The organism is Acetobacter sp. DmW_136, assembly GCF_008690365.1.
Taxonomy (GTDB): Bacteria; Pseudomonadota; Alphaproteobacteria; order Acetobacterales; family Acetobacteraceae; genus Acetobacter; species Acetobacter oryzifermentans.
The window spans coordinates 1-17,825 of the sequence record NZ_VHON01000006.1; the positions used below are offsets into that span (position 1 = coordinate 1).

The 17,825-nt window shown below is 50.1% G+C and carries 18 protein-coding genes, 1 other RNA gene and 1 pseudogene; 10 read left to right on the plus strand and 10 right to left on the minus strand.

Annotated features, from left to right (window positions below):
* Window positions 1–260: 260 nt before the first annotated feature.
* The 4 genes from FKW31_RS01885 to FKW31_RS01900 all read right to left on the minus strand — a co-directional run bounded on the left by FKW31_RS01885 (window position 261) and on the right by FKW31_RS01900 (window position 2,906).
* Window positions 261–686 carry a DUF2501 domain-containing protein gene (locus FKW31_RS01885; RefSeq protein WP_170315332.1) on the minus strand — a complete coding sequence of 142 codons (426 nt, stop codon included), beginning with the start codon at window positions 684–686 and terminating at the stop codon, window positions 261–263.
* 161 nt (window positions 687–847) lie between these two features.
* A complete protein-coding gene (locus FKW31_RS01890) occupies window positions 848–1,420 on the minus strand; it encodes a thiamine phosphate synthase (RefSeq protein WP_150177382.1) in 573 nt (190 codons plus the stop codon).
* A gap of 44 nt (window positions 1,421–1,464) precedes the next feature.
* A complete protein-coding gene (locus tag FKW31_RS01895; RefSeq protein WP_035352834.1) occupies window positions 1,465–2,379 on the minus strand; it encodes a class I fructose-bisphosphate aldolase in 915 nt (304 codons plus the stop codon).
* The gene (locus tag FKW31_RS01900; protein ID WP_150177384.1) at window positions 2,376–2,906 is read right to left on the minus strand and encodes a hypothetical protein; all 531 of its coding nucleotides are present in this window, start codon (window positions 2,904–2,906) and stop codon (window positions 2,376–2,378) included. Before FKW31_RS01900 ends, FKW31_RS01895 begins: the two co-directional genes overlap by 4 nt.
* 55 nt (window positions 2,907–2,961) lie before the next feature.
* On the opposite strand from FKW31_RS01900, the gene FKW31_RS01905 reads away from it, so the two are divergent.
* The 5 genes and pseudogenes from FKW31_RS01905 to FKW31_RS01925 all read left to right on the plus strand — a co-directional run bounded on the left by FKW31_RS01905 (window position 2,962) and on the right by FKW31_RS01925 (window position 5,188).
* On the plus strand, window positions 2,962–3,264 hold the full coding sequence (locus FKW31_RS01905; protein WP_035352829.1) for a hypothetical protein: 303 nt from the start codon (window positions 2,962–2,964) through the stop codon (window positions 3,262–3,264).
* Between the two features lie 6 nt (window positions 3,265–3,270).
* Window positions 3,271–3,603: pseudogene (locus FKW31_RS01910) on the plus strand (cell division protein ZapA); the annotation flags it as partial.
* A 15-nt stretch (window positions 3,604–3,618) separates the two neighbouring features.
* Window positions 3,619–3,774, plus strand: a non-coding RNA gene (gene ssrS, locus FKW31_RS01915) — 6S RNA.
* Window positions 3,761–4,348 (plus strand): 5-formyltetrahydrofolate cyclo-ligase, encoded by a 588-nt coding sequence (locus FKW31_RS01920; protein ID WP_150177386.1) that lies wholly within the window; start codon window positions 3,761–3,763, stop codon window positions 4,346–4,348. Before ssrS ends, FKW31_RS01920 begins: the two co-directional genes overlap by 14 nt.
* Window positions 4,349–4,372: 24 nt before the next feature.
* Window positions 4,373–5,188 carry a TIGR00282 family metallophosphoesterase gene (locus FKW31_RS01925; protein ID WP_006116819.1) on the plus strand — a complete coding sequence of 272 codons (816 nt, stop codon included), beginning with the start codon at window positions 4,373–4,375 and terminating at the stop codon, window positions 5,186–5,188.
* Window positions 5,189–5,215: 27 nt separating this feature from the next.
* Here FKW31_RS01925 and FKW31_RS01930 read toward each other — a convergent pair whose 3' ends face one another.
* From FKW31_RS01930 to FKW31_RS01940, 3 genes are read right to left on the minus strand one after another with little or no spacing between them, the layout of a single operon-like run.
* Window positions 5,216–5,638, minus strand: coding sequence for an NUDIX domain-containing protein (locus FKW31_RS01930; RefSeq protein WP_193562024.1), 423 nt, complete (start codon window positions 5,636–5,638; stop codon window positions 5,216–5,218).
* Window positions 5,632–6,510 carry a TIGR01459 family HAD-type hydrolase gene (locus FKW31_RS01935; RefSeq protein WP_006116817.1) on the minus strand — a complete coding sequence of 293 codons (879 nt, stop codon included), beginning with the start codon at window positions 6,508–6,510 and terminating at the stop codon, window positions 5,632–5,634. Before FKW31_RS01935 ends, FKW31_RS01930 begins: the two co-directional genes overlap by 7 nt.
* A complete protein-coding gene (locus tag FKW31_RS01940; protein WP_150177390.1) occupies window positions 6,507–7,580 on the minus strand; it encodes a quinone-dependent dihydroorotate dehydrogenase in 1,074 nt (357 codons plus the stop codon). Before FKW31_RS01940 ends, FKW31_RS01935 begins: the two co-directional genes overlap by 4 nt.
* A gap of 177 nt (window positions 7,581–7,757) precedes the next feature.
* On the opposite strand from FKW31_RS01940, the gene FKW31_RS01945 reads away from it, so the two are divergent.
* The 4 genes from FKW31_RS01945 to FKW31_RS01960 all read left to right on the plus strand — a co-directional run bounded on the left by FKW31_RS01945 (window position 7,758) and on the right by FKW31_RS01960 (window position 12,476).
* Entirely contained in the window at window positions 7,758–8,375 is a 618-nt protein-coding gene (locus tag FKW31_RS01945; RefSeq protein WP_006116815.1) for a hypothetical protein, read from the plus strand.
* Window positions 8,376–8,576: 201 nt separating this feature from the next.
* Entirely contained in the window at window positions 8,577–9,656 is a 1,080-nt protein-coding gene (gene dinB / locus FKW31_RS01950; RefSeq protein WP_150177392.1) for a DNA polymerase IV, read from the plus strand.
* A 259-nt stretch (window positions 9,657–9,915) separates the two neighbouring features.
* Window positions 9,916–11,409 carry an amino acid permease gene (locus FKW31_RS01955; protein WP_150177394.1) on the plus strand — a complete coding sequence of 498 codons (1,494 nt, stop codon included), beginning with the start codon at window positions 9,916–9,918 and terminating at the stop codon, window positions 11,407–11,409.
* Window positions 11,406–12,476: a hypothetical protein gene (locus tag FKW31_RS01960; RefSeq protein ID WP_089178442.1), complete on the plus strand. Its 1,071-nt coding sequence runs from the start codon at window positions 11,406–11,408 to the stop codon at window positions 12,474–12,476. The genes FKW31_RS01955 and FKW31_RS01960 overlap by 4 nt, the downstream gene beginning before the upstream one ends.
* 75 nt (window positions 12,477–12,551) lie before the next feature.
* Here FKW31_RS01960 and FKW31_RS01965 read toward each other — a convergent pair whose 3' ends face one another.
* The gene (locus FKW31_RS01965) at window positions 12,552–13,322 is read right to left on the minus strand and encodes a glycosyltransferase family A protein (protein WP_063353383.1); all 771 of its coding nucleotides are present in this window, start codon (window positions 13,320–13,322) and stop codon (window positions 12,552–12,554) included.
* The gene (locus FKW31_RS01970) at window positions 13,319–14,869 is read right to left on the minus strand and encodes a hypothetical protein (protein WP_063353382.1); all 1,551 of its coding nucleotides are present in this window, start codon (window positions 14,867–14,869) and stop codon (window positions 13,319–13,321) included. Before FKW31_RS01970 ends, FKW31_RS01965 begins: the two co-directional genes overlap by 4 nt.
* Window positions 14,870–15,196: 327 nt before the next feature.
* Here FKW31_RS01970 and FKW31_RS01975 point away from each other — a divergent pair, with 327 nt between their 5' ends.
* Window positions 15,197–17,047 carry an HAD family hydrolase gene (locus FKW31_RS01975; RefSeq protein WP_150177396.1) on the plus strand — a complete coding sequence of 617 codons (1,851 nt, stop codon included), beginning with the start codon at window positions 15,197–15,199 and terminating at the stop codon, window positions 17,045–17,047.
* Window positions 17,048–17,129: 82 nt separating this feature from the next.
* Here FKW31_RS01975 and FKW31_RS01980 read toward each other — a convergent pair whose 3' ends face one another.
* A complete protein-coding gene (locus FKW31_RS01980; RefSeq protein WP_035352808.1) occupies window positions 17,130–17,609 on the minus strand; it encodes a hypothetical protein in 480 nt (159 codons plus the stop codon).
* Window positions 17,610–17,825: the final 216 nt, after the last annotated feature.

A 17,825-nucleotide genomic window follows, 5' to 3' on the forward strand; every position in this document is an offset into this window, starting at 1 on the left:
GACACAGGCACAGGCACAGGCACAGGCACAGGCACAGGCACAGGCACAGGCACAGGCACAGGCCAGCACGATTGCAGCCCGCACGCAACCGGCCACAGCCTCCTACACATCCCGCAAGGAAAACCTTACAACACCACCTGTTTTACAACTGCCCTAAAAACAGTTTGGGAACATGCAAAAAGCCCCTGCCAGTTTTGCACTGACAGGGGCTTTTTTAATGGGTAAAGCAGGCGAAAAAGCCTGCTCATACCGCAGCAAAATCAGAGGGCAGACTGCGCCTTATCCAGCACCATGCTGCACAGCTTGGTTTTCAGCTCACCCTTCAGGTTGGCCAAAGAGAACATCTGGTTATTGCCGGTTTGCAGCAGTCCCCGCTGGCCAGCTTCATACGCGCTGGAAGATGTTACGCCCGGCTTCTGTGTCAGGCTACCCAGAACGGACTGCGCCGTGGAAGAACCCTGTTGAAGCACATTGTTCTGCACACAATACCCAAGAATACCGGCCAGATTGCCTGTGCTGGCAGAAGAAAGGCTTGGCAGCATGCTGGATGCCATGCTTGCGCCTTGGCTTTCCACGCCGCTTTCTGCACCAGACAGGGCACTTTTACCAATAGAGCCCAGTCCACCACCAAAACCCTGTGCATGCACAGCTGGAGCAGCAACAACACCAGCAGCCATAGCCAGCATCAGGAATGTTTTTTTATTCAGCATGGAAAATATCCAGTTCTCGATAATCATGCCGCGTCCTTCATTCGCAGATCAGCATGATCTGTTCGATCAGAAAGCGCGTTCTGATACTTAGCATTGCCCTCAAACATGGCAAAAACCCGTATCAAACCCGACAAAAATCAGCCTTGCCACGTGTCCGGCTGCTGCCACCACTGTTCGGAGGGCATAACAAAATCCGCTCCGCTGGCGCTCAACACTGCCAGATCAGCCGGTATTTGTGCCTGCGCCACCACAGGCAGTTCCATCATTAAAGACCACCAGTGTGTAAGTGCTGAAACAGTTTCAAGCGAGGCGCCATCTTCTGCGCCAAAGCAGATATAATCTGCGCCATCTTCACCCGCGCACATGGCGGCATCTCGGCTTTCTCCAACAGCAACACCAAGCTGGAGATCCGGCCCGATAATGCGTCGCACATCCTTTACAGAAGCCGCCGTATAGGAAGGAGAAAGGTGCACGCCATCGCACCCGGTTTCCTGCGCAAGGGTCGGGGCATTTTCTAGCATCAGGGCAATATCACGCGCCTGAATGACCGGCTTAAGAAGTAATACAGCCTGCCGGGCTGCCGCCACAGGCATATCCACCAGCCGCAGCAATAAGGCTGCGGGCTGGTGGGTAGCTAAACCTGCTTCAAGAACAGGTAAAAAAGCCTGTGCATCAGACACAGCAGGCGTGACAAGATAAAGATCAGACATAGTGTTCCTTATCTCATGCCCGCTGCGCAGATACTATGGCTGTTTCAGCCTTTGAAAATGGTGGTGATTTTGTCCAGCAGAGCCAGAGCTTCCGCCTTCGGACGCTGGAACACGTTACGACCGATAATGGAACCGAAGCCGCCACCATCCTGAATACCCTGAATGGTCTGCAACAGTTCATCCGTGCTGGTATGCGCACCACCAGAGAAGATTACGATACGGCGGCCCGCAAAGCAGGACTGCACCACGTGCTGCACGCGGGCAGCCAGGGTAGCAACGTCAATCTTGTTCTGCTCATACACTGGTTTGTTGGCATCCAGTGCAACAACTTCAGTCGGCGGCTTTACCTTGATAATGTGCGCACCTGTCAGCGCAGCCATATGTGCGGCGTAGGCGCAAACATCCACTGCGGTTTCAGCTTTTTTGTCCAGCACGGGGCCACGTGGGTAGCTCCATACAATAACGGCCAAGCCAGCAGCCTTAGCTTCTGCGGCCAGTTCGCGCAGTTCTTCCATCTGCTCGAAGCAGTATTCGGAGCCCGGATAGATGGTGAAACCAATAGCAGAGCAACCCAGACGCAGGGCATCAGACACGGTGCCCGTTACAGCCTGATCTTTTTCCGTTGCAAGGCTGTTGGAGCTGTTGCACTTCAGAATCAGCGGAATTTCGCCAGCATATGTTGCGGCGCCACATTCCAGCATGCCCAGCGGCGCTGCATAGCCGCTTAGGCCTGCTTCAATCGCCAGTTCAAAGTGATAATGCGGATCATACGCTGCCGGGTTAGCTGCAAAAGAACGGGCCGGGCCATGCTCAAACCCCTGATCAACCGGCAAAATCACCAGCTTGCCTGTGCCACCCAGCTTACCTGCGTTGAGCAGCCGCGCCAGATTCATCTTGGTGCCGGGATTATCGCTCTCGTACTGGTCGAGAATAGCCTTAACCTTGGGGGTAAGTGTCATGGGTAACAATCCTTTTTTTGCCTTGTGTCCGGCAGTTTATTTTCCGGATCTGAGGATTGGCAATAACCGTCGGTGAAATACCCGACAAGAGAAGACGTGTGACATAATGATGGTATAAGGTGAAATGATGGCGGGCGGGCGCTCAATAGCATGCCAAATTCCTGCGTATAAACTGCTTTTATCGCATTAAACTGGGCAGCAGATGCTTGCAACACAGCATGTTTTTGGCCCATGCGCACAGCACCCAACGCATAAGCTGCGCTGCCACCGCAATCCAGCGCATGCCAAAATGCAAGGCCTGTCGAATCCTCCAGCGCTGCAATAAGCGCCAACCACCACGCTGCCCCCATAAACCCAGCCGCACCTGGGGCAGAAAGAAAACCAAAACGTGCTCTTGCGCCCTCTATCATGCCCTCTACCGTACGCGCAGCACGATAGGCAGCCATGCCAGATTCGTATCCATCAATCGTAAATAACTTGTCTGGCGGCAGTTTTGGTAAGAAAAATGAAGCGTTTTTGGTTAGCATGCTTGACGCCATCGCGTTTGCGGGTGATTCCTGAGCACAGTTGACAAAAACAAGAATGCAGGATCAAGCCGTGGAGCCGTCTTTGCCCCAGACTGACGAACACGCTGGTAAACAGCACCCGGCCACACAGCCACCGGCTGGGCAAGACCCCATAGCCCGGCTGGATCGTGCCTTGCAACGCATTTCCTTTGCTGTTGAAAAAGGGCTGCAACAGCAAACCCGCACGGGCACAGAAAAACAGGAACTGGTGGCCAATGTAGATGCCCTTCTCTCCCGCGTGCGAGATGCGCTGGAACGGGCAGAAAAGCCATCTTCCCTTACCTTTTACCACCCGGCAGAACACGAACAGGGAAACTGATACAGCATGGCACTTGTTTCGGTTCGGATTAACGGCCACAGCTATACGGTAGGGTGCGATAACGGGCAGGAACGCCACGTTCAGGCCATGGCCCAGCAAGTAGAACGCCGCGTGCAGCGCGTGCGTGACATGGGTTTTAGCGGAGATGCCCGGGTACTGGTTCTGGCCGCCCTTTTAATGGCGGATGAAATACAGGATCTTTCTGGCAGCCGCGTGCCAGATGCCACCATACAGGCTGCAAAAGATGCCGAACGCCTGCGGGCGGAGCAGGCCCTTACAGCCGGTCGCTTAGCAGATTTGGCCGAACGTGCGGAATCTCTTGCAGCAGAGCTTGAGCACGCCTACATAGATGAGGCGGGGCTGCCCAACGCGTGAGGCAAGTCATCCCCTGGGCCGATAAGCACTTCCTAGGGAGCTGGCTCTGTTGTGGCCCTGGTCACATTACCCGGCGCCCACCTGCACTCGCAGGTCCTGGAGGTTGAAAGACCCACGGTTCATGGTGGCTCCGCACATTTTCCCCCCACAAGGTGATCCGCCTGCTGTGGCCGCGCGCAAAAAAGAACTGCGCCAACACTGCATGGCCATGCTAAAAGCGCGTGATGAAGCGCTGGATAGCGGTATCCTTACCCACCTGCATACACTTCTGCGCCCCCTGTTGCCCGCTGTTGTTGCCGGCGTGTGGCCCCTACCGCATGAAGTAAATCTATGCCCGCTGTGCCACATATTGGTGGATACAGGCGCAACCATTGTGCTGCCTGAAACACCACCACGCGGGCAGCCCCTTATTTTTCGGCGCTGGACGCCCCATGCCCCCATGATGCAAGGCCGTTTTGGCACTGAGTTTCCTGATGGCCCGGTTCTGCAACCCACCATTATATTGGTGCCCTTGCTGGGGTTTGACCGCACAGGCAACCGGCTAGGATATGGTGGCGGATATTATGATCGCACTTTGGCCGCCCTGCCCGATGCACGCAGCATTGGGTATGCGCCATCTTGCCAAGAATTAGACAGCCTTCCTGCTGGCCCGTATGACAGGCCGCTTTCCTGTATTGTGACTGAAAAGGAGATTCTCCATTTTGACTAACAACAAACACAGGAAACCTCTGGCGTGAGACTCCTTTTTCTGGGTGATATTGTTGGCCGCACTGGCCGCGAAGCCGTTTTAAGCCGCCTGCCTGCCTTGCGTGAAAAATTGGCGCTGGATCTGGTTGTGGTCAATGCCGAAAACGCCAGCCACGGCTTTGGCCTTTCCCCCGCCATTGCCACATCCTTGCTGCAAGGCGGCGTAGATGTGCTTACCCTTGGCAACCATGCGTGGGATCGGCGTGATCTGATCGGGCATATTACCTCCGAACCTCGCATTGTGCGCCCGCTCAACTATCCCCCCGGTACACCCGGCCAAGGCAGTGTGGTGGTAGAACTGGCAGATGGCCGCAAAGCTCTTGTGGTTAACGTGATGGGCCGCCTGTTCATGGACCCGCTGGATGATCCCTTCCGGTGCATGAATGAACTGCTCAACAAGCATCGCCTTGGCGCCACCATACAAGCGGCCATTGTGGATGTGCATGCAGAAGCCACGAGCGAAAAATGGGCAATGGGTCATATGCTGGATGGCCGTGTATCTTTGGTTGTGGGTACGCACACACATACCCCCACAGCAGACCATAGGATTCTGGCCGCTGGCACGGCGTTTCAGACAGATGCTGGGATGTGCGGAGATTACGACAGCGTTATTGGCATGACCAAGGAACCCGCGGTTACCCGTTTTGTACGCAAAATGCCGGGTGAACGCCTACAACCCGCAGAAGGCGAAGCCACAATATGCGGGATTATGGTGGAAACAGAAGATGCCACGGGCCTTGCCCGCCGTGTGGCTCCCCTCCGCCAAGGAGGCTTGCTGGCCCAGACACTGCCTGATTTCTAAATCAGGCTACGTGTTTCCAGCACGGCTTTACGCGTCCTGATGCTTCAAGACGGCCACTGCTTGCTGCGTTGCAATCGTAAGGGGCTGCGGCAACGCATCCAGAGCAAACCATTCCAGCCCATTATGTTTATGTGGCTCGCAGATATGGGGCTGCCCCGTGTACTGCTGCACCCTGTAAACGGGGGCAACCCAATGCGTGCCTGCTGCTGGATCAATTTGATCCACCACGCAAAGCAACGCACCTAACTGCACGTTTAAGCCGATTTCTTCCAGCACTTCGCGGATAACGGCAGCCGGTACGGTTTCAAACGGATCTACCTTGCCACCCGGCAACCCCCAGCAACCTGCTTCTGGCTGCTTGAGGCGACGCAGCAGCAAAATATGGCCTGCATTATTTACAATAGCAGCGCCACACCCTACTGCGGGTGAGGTTGGTGGCGCACTCACCACACCAATCTTTTAATAGCCGCAACCGGGGCCAAACCTACGGCCTTGGCTTCTTCTTTTGCCAACTGGATGTCATCCCCGATCATTTCCTGATGGATGCCCCCCAAAATCCACAGCCCGGCAACGCCCACAGCAGAAGCACCACGCATATCGGTAGCCAGTGCATCACCAATGGCCAGAATACGCGGGCGTGGCACATTCAGCATCTCAAAAACAGGCTCGTACACACGGGGGTATGGTTTACCTATCCAGCTAACCTTGCCACCTTGTTCCGCGTAAAATGCTGCCAGAGCCCCAGCACAAATCTGCCGCTTGCCACCTTTTACCACCACCATATCCGGGTTGGCGCACACCATTGGCAGGCCACGTTCCAGACAAGCACGCAGTTCTGGCAGATATGGATCCAGTGATCCCACGCCGCGCTCGGCATCTGGCCCGGTGTTCATAATAAAATCGGCATCCGCAGGCTGTGCTACGCGTTGCACGTCCAGCCCGTTGTACAGACCCAGATCATGTGTGCCGCCAATATGCAGCACTTTCTGCCCCAAATTGGCAAACCACGGGTCTGTCCGGGCTTTTAACAAACGGCGCGTTTCTTCACCACTTGTCATCACTCCGTCATGCAGTTCATGCGAAATACCAAAGGCTTCAAGCTGCGCACATACGACATCTGCCGGACGCGGCGCATTGGAAAGCATGACAATTTTTTTGCCTGATGCACGCAGGGCCTGCAAACACTCTACGGCACCGGGATATGGTTGCACACCATCATGCACTGTGCCCCATAGATCTATAATGTAGCCATCGTACTGGTCTGCCAGCGCGGCAAGGCCTGTAATCTGCTGCATATCTTCTACAGTTTGCTGCGCTATCATAAATCTTTGCCCCGAATATCATCCAACGTTTCAATGCCCTGCGCACGCATGATATGCTGCATCTCACGCTTCAGCCGCTCTACTAGTGCGGGGCCTTCATAAGCAAACGCTGTGTAAACCTGCACCAGATCAGCCCCAAGGCGGATTCGGGTAAGAATGTCTTCTCCGCTTTCAATACCGCCACAAGCTATCAGTGCCAGACGGCCTGCCGCAGCCTGCGCAACCAAACGCAGCATTTCCGTAGCACGCGGTTTAAGCGGACGGCCAGAAAGCCCCCCAGCTTCTGTGCGATACGAACTTTGCAGAGAATCGGGGCGCGCCAGTGTGGTGTTAGTGACAATCAGCCCCTGCGCACCACCGGCTACGGCGGCTTCTACAATGGGGCCAATGGCATCATCTTCCAGATCCGGCGCCAGCTTAATCAACAGCGGTGGCCGTTCTGCATGACGGGCCGAAATGGCATCCAGAATCCCACGCAGGCGGGCAGCATCCTGCAAGCCACGCAGGCCCGGCGTATTAGGAGAAGAGACATTTAGCACAATGTAATTAACGTAGGGCTTAACGCGCGCCACCAGTTCTGGGTAATCGCGCTCCGGGTCTGCACCGGTTTTGTTAATACCGATATTGGCACCTACAGGCACCCCGGCCCCACCGCCACGGCCAGATGGCAACGGGCGGGACAGACGCGCCAGACGCACGGCAAACATATCAATACCCTGATTATTAAAGCCCATACGGTTAATAACCGCCCGATCTTCCGTAAGGCGGAAAAGCCGAGGCTTGGGGTTACCCGCCTGCGGGCGTGGCGTAACAGTTCCTGCTTCTACAAACCCGAATCCCAACTGTGCCAGAGGGCGCAGAACACGGGCGTTCTTATCAAACCCGGCAGCAATGCCAATGGGGTTGGAAAACCGCATACCCAGCACACGTGTAGCTAGGGCAGGATCATCCTTGGGCCGTTTTATGGGCACGGATACACCCAGTGTTAGGGCATCCAAGGCCAGTTCATGGGCCTGTTCCGGATCTAACCGGCGCAGGAATGGGAGAGAGAGTGAGGCAAGCACAGACATGCCTTGTGTACTGCCTCATGCCCAGCCTCAAGAAAAGCAGAAAAAACAGAGCCACCACAGAAGCGTGAGAAAAGTTGATGCATTTTTATCTTGATAATGAGAATTATTCTCATCTAAAGAGAGTTATCGCACACATGCCACACAAAGGATGAAGGCATCTGCCTTTAGGAATGCGCCATGACACGTTCACCTGTTTATCTGACGGATCTTGCCTGCAGCGAACGGCTGACACTTTGGACCATTCGCCGCCTTGCAGGAATACAAACAAACCCGCACACGCCCACAGCCGGGCCATCGGGCGGCCTGTTTCTTCCCTGCTTTAGGCGGGAATTTTTGGCGGTTGCACAAACCTTTCATGATGCCCTGACAGATATGGCCGCACTGGAAATGCCTGCACTGGATATTCGGGTAGGCTGCGCTCTTTCTGTTACCAGCACAGAGTATCGCCTTTTGTTGGCAACAGAAGCCGCACAGAATGAACGCAATGCAGATATGGAAGACCTGCTTAAACCGCTTGTGCCATTTGCTGGCCTGCGTACACGCCTTGCTTCTGCCATTACAACGCTAGGAGCCTGTCTTGCTGGGGCAGGATACTGGCTCTCTCATAGTTCTAGCCGTGTTGTCCCTACCAAGGCATCGGAACGTCCATCTGCTTATGGGGCCTACCCAGCCACAGCGGCACTTTCCCTTGCACGCTGGCATGATCTGGATATGCAGCCCAAGCAAATTGTGGCGCATTGGCAGGATCGTGCCACCTCAAAATACCAGTATTCACAAGGGTTTCCGGTATCTTAAACAACATCATAATTTTTCTACGGGGAGGCGTGGCTCCAATATCAGGAAGCGCTTTCCCCTTTCATTTTAAAATTGAGACCTTCTGCTTTGGTTAAAAAGATCCTGATTTTCTGGTTTGCAAACCCGACACGCAGAATTTTAAGCTAGATTTGTTTTCTTTTTGTTCCCTTTTGCGCTGCCTTCTGCTACCATACACAGGTGATGACAGCCGTTGTACGCCGCATTATCCATATTGATATGGATGCTTTTTATGCATCTGTTGAGCAACGAGACAATCCAGCGCTTAAAGGCCAACCTGTAGCGGTAGGCCGATGCCAGGAACGCGGTGTGGTTGCCGCCGCCAGTTATGAAGCCCGAAAATTTGGCGTGCGTTCGGCCATGCCTTCGGTGCAGGCACAGCGCAAATGCCCGCACCTGATTTTTGTGCCGCCACGTTTTGATGTTTATCGTGCAGTTTCTGCCCAAATTCACGCCATTTTTGCGCGTTATACCCCCCTTATTCAGCCTCTTTCGTTAGATGAAGCCTATTTGGATGTAACAAATCCGCTGCTTCTCCGCCCCTCTGCCACAGCAATTGCAGAAGAAATACGCGCGGCCATTTTGTATGAAACAGGGCTTACGGCCTCGGCAGGTGTGTCTTACAATAAGTTTCTGGCCAAGCTGGCCTCAGATTACCGCAAACCCAATGGTCAATTTGTTATTCCGCCCAACCGTGGGGAAGCATTTGTAGCCAATCTGCCCGTAAACGCTTTTCATGGCGTGGGGCCAGCTACGGCCCAGCGAATGCATACACTCGGCATTCATACAGGTGCAGATTTACGTCGTTTTTCATTAGATATTTTACGCCAGCATTTTGGTAAGGCGGCTGCTTTTTATTATGGCATCGCCCGTGGCAAAGATGATCGGCCAGTAGAACCAAACAGGCCGCGCAAATCACTCGGCAAGGAAATAACGTTCGCGCAGGATTTGCGCACCTCAGCCGAATTACACGCGGCTCTGCATGAACTGGCCGCAAAAGTGTGGGCGGGCTGCCAAAAACGTAACCTGACAGGCCGTACGATCACCCTGAAACTGCGCTATACAGACTTCAACCAATGCACGCGCAGCCTCTCTTTGGCCGATCCGGTGCAAGATCAAGAAATTCTAGCCGAGATGGCGTGCCGGTTACTTGCGCCATTGCTGCCTGTACGTGCCCCAGTAAGACTTTTAGGTATTACACTTTCCACTCTTTTAAGCCCGCAAGATCAAGAAGCCACAACGCAACTTTCTTTACTTTCGTAGATAATAAATAAATAACATTTTTATCCCAAACAACAGCACTTATGCCTATATTATTTCAATATCAAAACAAAATATTTGCGTTTATTCTTTCCTGATATTTATATAAATTCTGTATATTCCTTATACGTTTCAGCTTCATTCTTATACACTATTCATATTTAATTGCGATTATTTAACGGTTCCATCTTTACAACCTGCAAAATCCAATGCACCCGATACCAATCGGTTTTGACATAATTTTGTAATCAAGGTTAACGAGATGACGGCTTCCCCCACCTCAGATGGGCATACACTTGCCAATGCAGGCGCACGCACTGAAGATGGATACCACCGTGGTTTGGGTAAGCGTCAGATCCAAATGATCTCTCTGGGTGGGGCTATTGGCACAGGGCTGTTTTTGGGGGCTGGATCTCGCCTTCAAGCCGTTGGCCCATCTCTTGCCTTGGTTTATCTGGTGTGTGGTGTTTTTGCTTTTCTGATGCTGCGTGCATTAGGTGAGCTTGTAATGTACCGCCCCACCAGTGGCAGCTTTGTTTCCTACACACAGGAGTTTTTAGGCCCCAAAGCCTCTTATATTGCAGGCACCATGGCCTTTTTTAACTGGGCTGTAACAGGCATTGTGGATATTACAGCCGTGGCGCTTTACATGCGTTTTTGGCCTGTTTTTTCCAGTGTACCACAATGGCTTTTTGCCCTGCTGGCCCTTGTGCTGATAACCGGCATGAACCTAACCGGCGTAAAATGGTTTGGTGAGCTGGAATTCTGGCTTTCCTTGGTTAAAGTGATGGCCTTAGGCGGATTCCTGGTCATCGCGCTGGTTATTCTGGCCTTGCGCTACCCCGTAGATGGGCACGCAACCGGGCTGCATCTGATTACCGAAAACGGCGGCTTGTTCCCGCACGGCTTTTTACCTGCACTGGTATTGGTGCAAGGTGTTGTATTTGCCTATGCCAGTATTGAGCTGATTGGCACGGCTGCGGGGGAATGCGAGGATGTTAAATCCGTTTTACCGCAGGCCATTAACAACGTTATCTGGCGTATTGCCATTTTTTACGTGGGCACCATTACGCTGCTTGTGCTGCTGCTGCCGTGGAACACGTATCAGGCAGGAGTTAGCCCTTTTGTCACCTTCCTTTCCAAGTTGGGCGTACCGGGCATAGACAGTGTGATGAACGTTGTGGTGCTGACCGCAGCGCTCTCCAGCTTAAACTCTGGCCTCTATTCTACCGGGCGCGTGCTACGTGCACTGGCGCTAGATGGCGCAGCCCCGCGTTATTTGGCCCGCATGAACAAACAGGCTGTACCTTCTGCAGCCATTCTTTCTACTGTGGCCATTTATCTTGTGGGCGTGGTGCTGAATTACTTCATCCCCAGCCAGATTTTTGAAATCATGCTCAGTCTGGCCTCTCTGGGTATTCTCAGCACGTGGTGTTTTATTGTGCTGTGCCAGATTCAACTGCGCAAAAAAATTCGCCGTGGAGAAATTGCCCCTACCTCTTTTCCGATGCCGGGCGCGCCATTTACCTCGTGGCTGGCTCTCGCCTTCTTTATTGGCATCGTTGGGCTGATGGCGTTTGATTACCCAACCGGAACGGCAACAATATGCGCCATTCCCCTGCTGGCTTTGGCCCTGGCATGGGGCTGGCGCCGCATTCGCTCCGTTCCGCAACATAACGCCGTGCCACAAACCGTTCCTTCCGTTGTGTTGACGGAAGATTTTTTGGTTCCCCATGAAGGGTCAGACAGATCATGATTCAGGCAGCCAGTGTATTTTCCTCCCTCCAGGTACGAGCAGGCGTTAAGTGTTGCCCTGTTGTTTGTCGCTCTTTGGTAGGCACATTGCTGCTTTCTGTCGGCCTTTCCGCAGCACATGCTGCAGATACAGGCAATAGTGCGGCGGCGGGATCTCAAGCTCCGGGGGAGGCCCGCCCGCAATGGTATACAGGATCTCTCGTTTCGCCTTCTGGCGCGCTTTCCAAGGCAGGTGTGTTCGCGTGGGAACCTTACGTCAGCTATAATCTGCCTGTGGGATATCTGGATGCAAACGGCAACAGCCATCCGCTGCATCCACGCCAGCAATCTGTTTCCAATTTTACGCTCTACAAATACTCCATTACGGATTCCATCAGTATTCAGGTTACTCCCACGATCAGTTATTTGTGGAAGAAGAAATCTGGTACAAGTAGCGGGCTCAAATTCGGAGATCTGCCAGTTGATTTAATGTGGCGTTATCTGGATGCAGATCCTGCACGCTATATTCCGGCTCTGAGTGTATTTGCTGGGGTTGGTTTTCCCACAGGTAATTATCAGAGGCTGGGCCGAGCAGAAGATGGTGTTGGATCTGGCGTTTATACATTCCGCTTAGCCTTTACGGAGCAATCCACTTACACACTGCCAGGCCAGCATGAACTGCGCCTGCGTATGTGGGGAACCTTCCGCCGTGCGCTTACAACCGCCCATCTGCATAACGTAAGCAGTTACGGCACAGAAGTTGGCTTCCGCGGCACAGCGCAACCCGGCATGTACGGAGAAAGCGGGTTTTCTCTGGAATTTGGCATAAACCAGAAATGGGTTTTGGCCATGGATCTGGCGCGAGATTGGGCAGATGGGTCTCACATTAAAGGCCGTACCCCAACAAGCGGCAAAATAGAACGGATAGACCGCATTAACAGCTCTTCAGGAGACTGGCTGATAGCCCCTGCTGTTGAATACAACTGGTCCCCTCGTTTTGGGGTTATTGCGGGGGTTTCAACCTATTTTGCAGGCCACAATACCGGGTTTTCGGTTTCACCACAGGTGGCATTTAATAGTGTGTTTTAACCGTTGCGAATTGAAAATAAAAAAGAGCGGAGTTTCCTCCGCTCTTTTTTATACCACAGTATTTGGAAAATCTGATTATTTCACCAGTTCTGGATGACGGAACTCCATCACCAATTCCAGATCATAATGTGCAGCCAATGCTTCTGTTGCTGTGCGCGAAGAATTATGCACACGATAACGACACAGAATTTCTGGCAGGTATCCGGGTTCTAGCCCTGCATCAATAAATTTCAGCCAGAAATCATAATCTTCCCAGCCTTCTTCAATATGAGAGAAGCCGCCAACCTTTTCCCATGCACTTTTACGAATAAGCGCCATCACATCCACATAGTTATTCTTGCGCATGCGTGCGGCATCCCAGATATCGGCATGGCCAATACCTTTGCGGTCTCCAAACTCTTCAATCTGGGTATAAACTGCCGGGAATTTGCCCTGCAAAAGAGCCGTGTAAATTTTTTCCAGCGCCGTTGGGTAAATGGTATTATCAGCATCGATAATAAACACATACTCAGACTGCGCATATTCAAACGCCATATTGCGCGAAAATGATGGCCCCTGATTACGCGGGTTGGTCAAACACTGCAGGCTGTAAAAACGCTGCTTGTTTTCCTCCATCCATTCCGCGATCACATCAACGGAATCATCCCGCTGGGAGCAGTCATCAACAACCACAATTTCCAGATCAGCATGCGTTTGATCTGCAATGCTATCCAGACATTCTTCAATAACAGAAGCATAATTGAAGTTGGTAACGCAGACCGTAATCAGGTTTTTAGGCTTCCGGGATTTTTTCTTATAGGAAAAAACAACTTCCGGGCTGGGGTCCCATGGCTTGATAACGCTCATTTCACAGTGCTCCACACAGCAGAAATATAGTTTTTGAGATCGATATTCTTGGAGTTGAATATTTTCTCATCTTGCAGAAGATCAAAAATATTCTGCTGAATTCTGGCAGCTTCTTTTTGCCCATCTTCAGTCTGGGTTAACCATTCTACCAGATTGGGCATATGCCGCGGCGTTTCAGCCAAGAAATGCTCACCTTCCTTATACAGCGGATGAGGGAAGCATTCTTCTGTTACAACAATGGTGCCAGAAGCCATGCCTTGTTTAACAATCCGGTGCCATTCAAAAAAGCAATTATCATCGCGATGAATATTCAACGCCACCTTGGAATTTTCTGCAACATAGCGCGGGAGGCGTGAAAGGATATCGTAAACCCCGGAGGACGGAATAGGCCCTTCTGCCTTACGATAATAAAAGAAGGACTGATAGTTAGAGAAGAAGGCCGCTGACCGCGAAAAGAATTTTTCGCGCTTGCGAGAGGCATTCCCAAAAAAGCTGACATCAATAGCGCGTTCGGCAATTGGCCGGAATGGGGTAGAACCTGTTTTAGCCCCTTCCGGCAAAATGCGCACCAACGGATGCTTTTTATCTGCATCAGTAAGCTTGCAAGCTTCTATTTTTACCGGCGGATCAAAGTGGAATACTGGCAGCCCAACATCGGAAAAGGATTTAAGATTCTGATAACACAGATCCATCACCCCGGCTGACATGAGAATGTACAGAATCCCACGCGTGAACCAGAGTGTCTGGGGTTGCTCTGTATTAAACATGATAGATTTTCTAATAATCTCATCACGTTTCCAGATTTCGTTTCCATCCAAGAAGAAGAATTCGTGCGGAGCACAGAAAATGCAAAGTTCAGGCGTATCTTCTTCTGGTGTTTTTTCAGTAAGAACCTTGGCATTCAGGCCAGCATTACACAGATATTCACTGAGGCACTCTGCCAATTCCTGAATAAAAGAATTACCTTCGGAATGGTAGAATACCCCGATCGTTTTAGGGAAATTCTTGCCGTAAACCTTATCAGTGATTTTATAATTAACGTCGTGCTTACACTCGTTGCCCAAAAAGCGAACAATTGAGCGTTTGGAAAAAATTTCTCGCCCTTCACCAATACCGTAAAGTAATGCGTGGCGTGCTGTTGGCATACTTGCGGATGAAACATCGCTGTTCATACGCACGTAATCATCTTCGTTAAAAAACGGGTATTTCTTTAATCTATTTAGAGCATTCGTAATTGAAACATACGAATATTCCTGCAAAAGACCTTTTTCAAAGAAAAACAGATGATCATTATTTCTAATATAATGCGCGAATGGGTTTTCATTTTTCCCAATAACATTTTTATAAAGATTATAATAAATTTCTGTATTGAAATTATCATTAGGATTACGGTTTTCATGTACACCGTAAAGAACATAATGTATAATTGGATCAAGACCAGATTTTTTTACATCAGGATTTTCTTCAAGATAAAATTCACTATCGAATTTTCCCGAATCAATTATTGATTTTATATCTTTTTTATTCCAGGCGGTCAAACTTACCATTGCATTTTCCGTTTGAATGCTATCACTATTTACAGGTACTTATACCAAATATAAATTTTTATGCTGAAAAACACAACAGTTAACTATTCCTCTACATAAATTTATCATACTTATCTACGCTTTTCCTAATCTCCTTCCTTCGATTAATTGCTTGAAAATACTTTCTTTCAACTCGTCGGAAGATTATAATAATGTTAATCATGTAATATGAATTGAATTTTTATAATCTCTCAATGAGGCTCCATTCTCTTGCACCTCTCTTGTTAAACAAGTCATCCCTCCACTGCCAACCCAAACAAAATAAAAGCTATATTGGCGGAGTTCTTTATGCCTACAACAACAAAAAATAATTCTCCTCTTGCATCTCCGGATTTTCTATTCCCTACAGATCTCCAAAAAACAGAGCGCAAAATTAATCGCGTTCTTCTTGTTGGTTCCTGTTTAACTTCCTTATATCTAGAAGCCTTTAAGGGATATTATCCAGATATAAATTTTGATTACATTCCTTACAATTTTGTCAGCATTTTACCAAAATCTCCGCCCGCACCAGCAGATCAGTATGATCTACAATACGTGCAAATCCCACTACGCACCGTTTTAAGTGACCGTGTGGTAGAAGACTTTCAACTGAATGATCCGGCTTTTGCAGAAAGTATCCTGCACGATGCATTCAACACGCTGGATGTCATGCTGGATGCCGCACTACTTTACAACCGCGAACATGGATTACTGACATTTGTCTCTAATTTCATAGTTCCGCAAATGAGCACAGCTTCCAGCATACTCTCACAAGGTACAGAAACAGATCTCACCTACATGGTAAGACGCCTGAACATGTATCTGGCCCAGAAAATTTCCAGTTATAAAAATGCTTATGTGCTGGATGTTGATTCTGTTGTGTCCTCTTTAGGCAAACGTTATGTACTGGATGATATTATTTACTTCCATACCCATGGCGGCCTGTCTTTTCAGGATTGGGATGATTTCGGTGCGATTGAGCGCAATGAGCCTATTCCTGCACTGGAAACCATTTATCCCATTCATCGGGAAGAATTTGTTAAAACCATCTTTCGCCAGATTGTTGCAGCCTACCGCACTGTGCATCAGGTAGATCAAGTCAAGGCCGTTATTTTTGACTTGGACAATACCTTGTGGCGCGGCCAGATAGCAGAACATTATCGGCCAGAAGTGCAGCCTTGGCCACGCACAGATGGCTGGCCTGTGGGTTTGTGGGAAGCTGTTCATACCTTACGCGCACGTGGCATTCTGGTGGCTATCTGCTCCAAGAATGATGAAGCCTATGTGCGCGAACGATGGGATGACATTATCAATCCGCAGTTTATCAAACTGGAAGATTTTGCCTCTGTCAAAATCAACTGGGTTCCCAAACCAGAAAACATTGCCGCTATCTGTCAGGAGTTCAATATCAAGCCTAAAAGCGTTGTGTTTGTAGATGATAATCCTGTAGAACGCGCTTCTGTTAACACGGCTTTTCCTGAAATTCGCACAATTGGCGGCAACCCGTATCTCACACGCCGCATCCTTTTATGGGCACCCGAAACACAGGTTGCTCGTCTCACGCAGGAATCCGCCAAGCGAGAAACCATGATCCGAGGACAGATTGCCCGTGAGGAAACACGCGCCAGCCTGAACCGTGAAGAATTTCTGGCATCCTTGGAATGTACGGTTTCCCTCACCTACATCACAGATACAGAGCAACCGGAACTGGCCCGCGCGCTAGAGCTTACAAACAAAACCAATCAGTTCAACACTTCTGGCACACGCTGGACATTTCAGGAACTCTCTCACTTTCTAAGTGAAGGCGGAGAGATAATTGTTGCAACTGTTCAGGACAAATTCACCAATTACGGATTGGTAAGTGTGCTTTACCTGCGCAATAATGAAATTGTGCAGTTTGTTATGAGCTGCCGCGTTTTAGGCATGGAAGTTGAAACAAGCATTGTTGCTGATGTTGTCAGCCATGTTCGGGAAAAACATGGAAATGTCCGTATAACAGCTTCTATCCATAACCTTCCGGATAATACGCCATGCCGTAATATTTATAAAGATTGTGGTTTCCGGGAAGATTGGGTTTCAGAAAACATTCACTATTACATTCTGGATGAGACGAAAGACGTAGAGTTCCCATCTCACATAGAAGTTGTAGAAGAAGTCTGACGCTTTTATTAAAACAGCATAAATAAAAAAGGGGCGTATGGTTTTAACACCCATACGCCCCTTTTTAAACTTTAAGAGCCTCCTAGCGCAAAGGCCGCCCTTCCTGAAAACCATAACAAATATAATGGATGAAAGGCCCCGGCCCAAACCCTGCAACATCAGGATTTACACGTAGATAGGAAAGGCTATCAAACAGCGCGTTAGGGTTTCTACCTTCCTTAGCACCATAATCCAGAAAATGTTCAAGCGGATCTACGCCCGCCTCACGAATATCTGGGTAAGCATTAAGGTACCACTGACTATCAAAGAAGATAGCCGCCCGACGTTCTTTTTCAGCTTCTTGTTCCACAATACCCGCCTGAGACTGAAGTGCCAATGCAATTTGTTCTGCCGCTGGAGCCGGTGTTGGCTCTGCTACAGGAGCTATTTCAACTTGTTCTGTAACCTGTGGCTCCGCTACTGGTTCATGTGTCTCTAACACTGCGGGAGCCGCAACCTTTTTACGTGCCACTTTTACACGAGAAGAACGAACCTTACCAACAGGCTTTTTTTCACCAGACACCGCAATACCCCCTCGTGATCTTTTGCATATCAAGAACTTCAGCACGTAAATGATTTTCTGACAGACCTAATACAAGCATAACTATTTTTCTGTCCAGAAAATACTGACACCAAATTCCCTCGTAATATTGTTAACTTCTAGACCCGAGAAAAACAAACACGATTTACAATGTATCCGTAAAATGCACAGAAAGAACCTTTCTTAAAACATTTACGA

What these genes read in the sequence shown, in the direction of transcription:
- FKW31_RS01975 (WP_150177396.1), top strand. Translation starts at nt 15,197, where the DNA reads ATGCCTACAACAACAAAAAATAATTCTCCTCTTGCATCTCCGGATTTT.
- FKW31_RS01940 (WP_150177390.1), bottom strand. Translation starts at nt 7,580, where the DNA reads ATGTCTGTGCTTGCCTCACTCTCTCTCCCATTCCTGCGCCGGTTAGAT.
- FKW31_RS01960 (WP_089178442.1), top strand. Translation starts at nt 11,406, where the DNA reads ATGATTCAGGCAGCCAGTGTATTTTCCTCCCTCCAGGTACGAGCAGGC.
- FKW31_RS01920 (WP_150177386.1), top strand. Translation starts at nt 3,761, where the DNA reads ATGGTGGCTCCGCACATTTTCCCCCCACAAGGTGATCCGCCTGCTGTG.
- FKW31_RS01955 (WP_150177394.1), top strand. Translation starts at nt 9,916, where the DNA reads ATGACGGCTTCCCCCACCTCAGATGGGCATACACTTGCCAATGCAGGC.
- FKW31_RS01905 (WP_035352829.1), top strand. Translation starts at nt 2,962, where the DNA reads ATGCAGGATCAAGCCGTGGAGCCGTCTTTGCCCCAGACTGACGAACAC.
- FKW31_RS01895 (WP_035352834.1), bottom strand. Translation starts at nt 2,379, where the DNA reads ATGACACTTACCCCCAAGGTTAAGGCTATTCTCGACCAGTACGAGAGC.
- FKW31_RS01900 (WP_150177384.1), bottom strand. Translation starts at nt 2,906, where the DNA reads ATGCTAACCAAAAACGCTTCATTTTTCTTACCAAAACTGCCGCCAGAC.
- FKW31_RS01885 (WP_170315332.1), bottom strand. Translation starts at nt 686, where the DNA reads ATGCTGGCTATGGCTGCTGGTGTTGTTGCTGCTCCAGCTGTGCATGCA.
- FKW31_RS01945 (WP_006116815.1), top strand. Translation starts at nt 7,758, where the DNA reads ATGACACGTTCACCTGTTTATCTGACGGATCTTGCCTGCAGCGAACGG.
- FKW31_RS01965 (WP_063353383.1), bottom strand. Translation starts at nt 13,322, where the DNA reads ATGAGCGTTATCAAGCCATGGGACCCCAGCCCGGAAGTTGTTTTTTCC.
- FKW31_RS01970 (WP_063353382.1), bottom strand. Translation starts at nt 14,869, where the DNA reads ATGGTAAGTTTGACCGCCTGGAATAAAAAAGATATAAAATCAATAATT.
- FKW31_RS01890 (WP_150177382.1), bottom strand. Translation starts at nt 1,420, where the DNA reads ATGTCTGATCTTTATCTTGTCACGCCTGCTGTGTCTGATGCACAGGCT.
- dinB (WP_150177392.1), top strand. Translation starts at nt 8,577, where the DNA reads ATGACAGCCGTTGTACGCCGCATTATCCATATTGATATGGATGCTTTT.
- FKW31_RS01935 (WP_006116817.1), bottom strand. Translation starts at nt 6,510, where the DNA reads ATGATAGCGCAGCAAACTGTAGAAGATATGCAGCAGATTACAGGCCTT.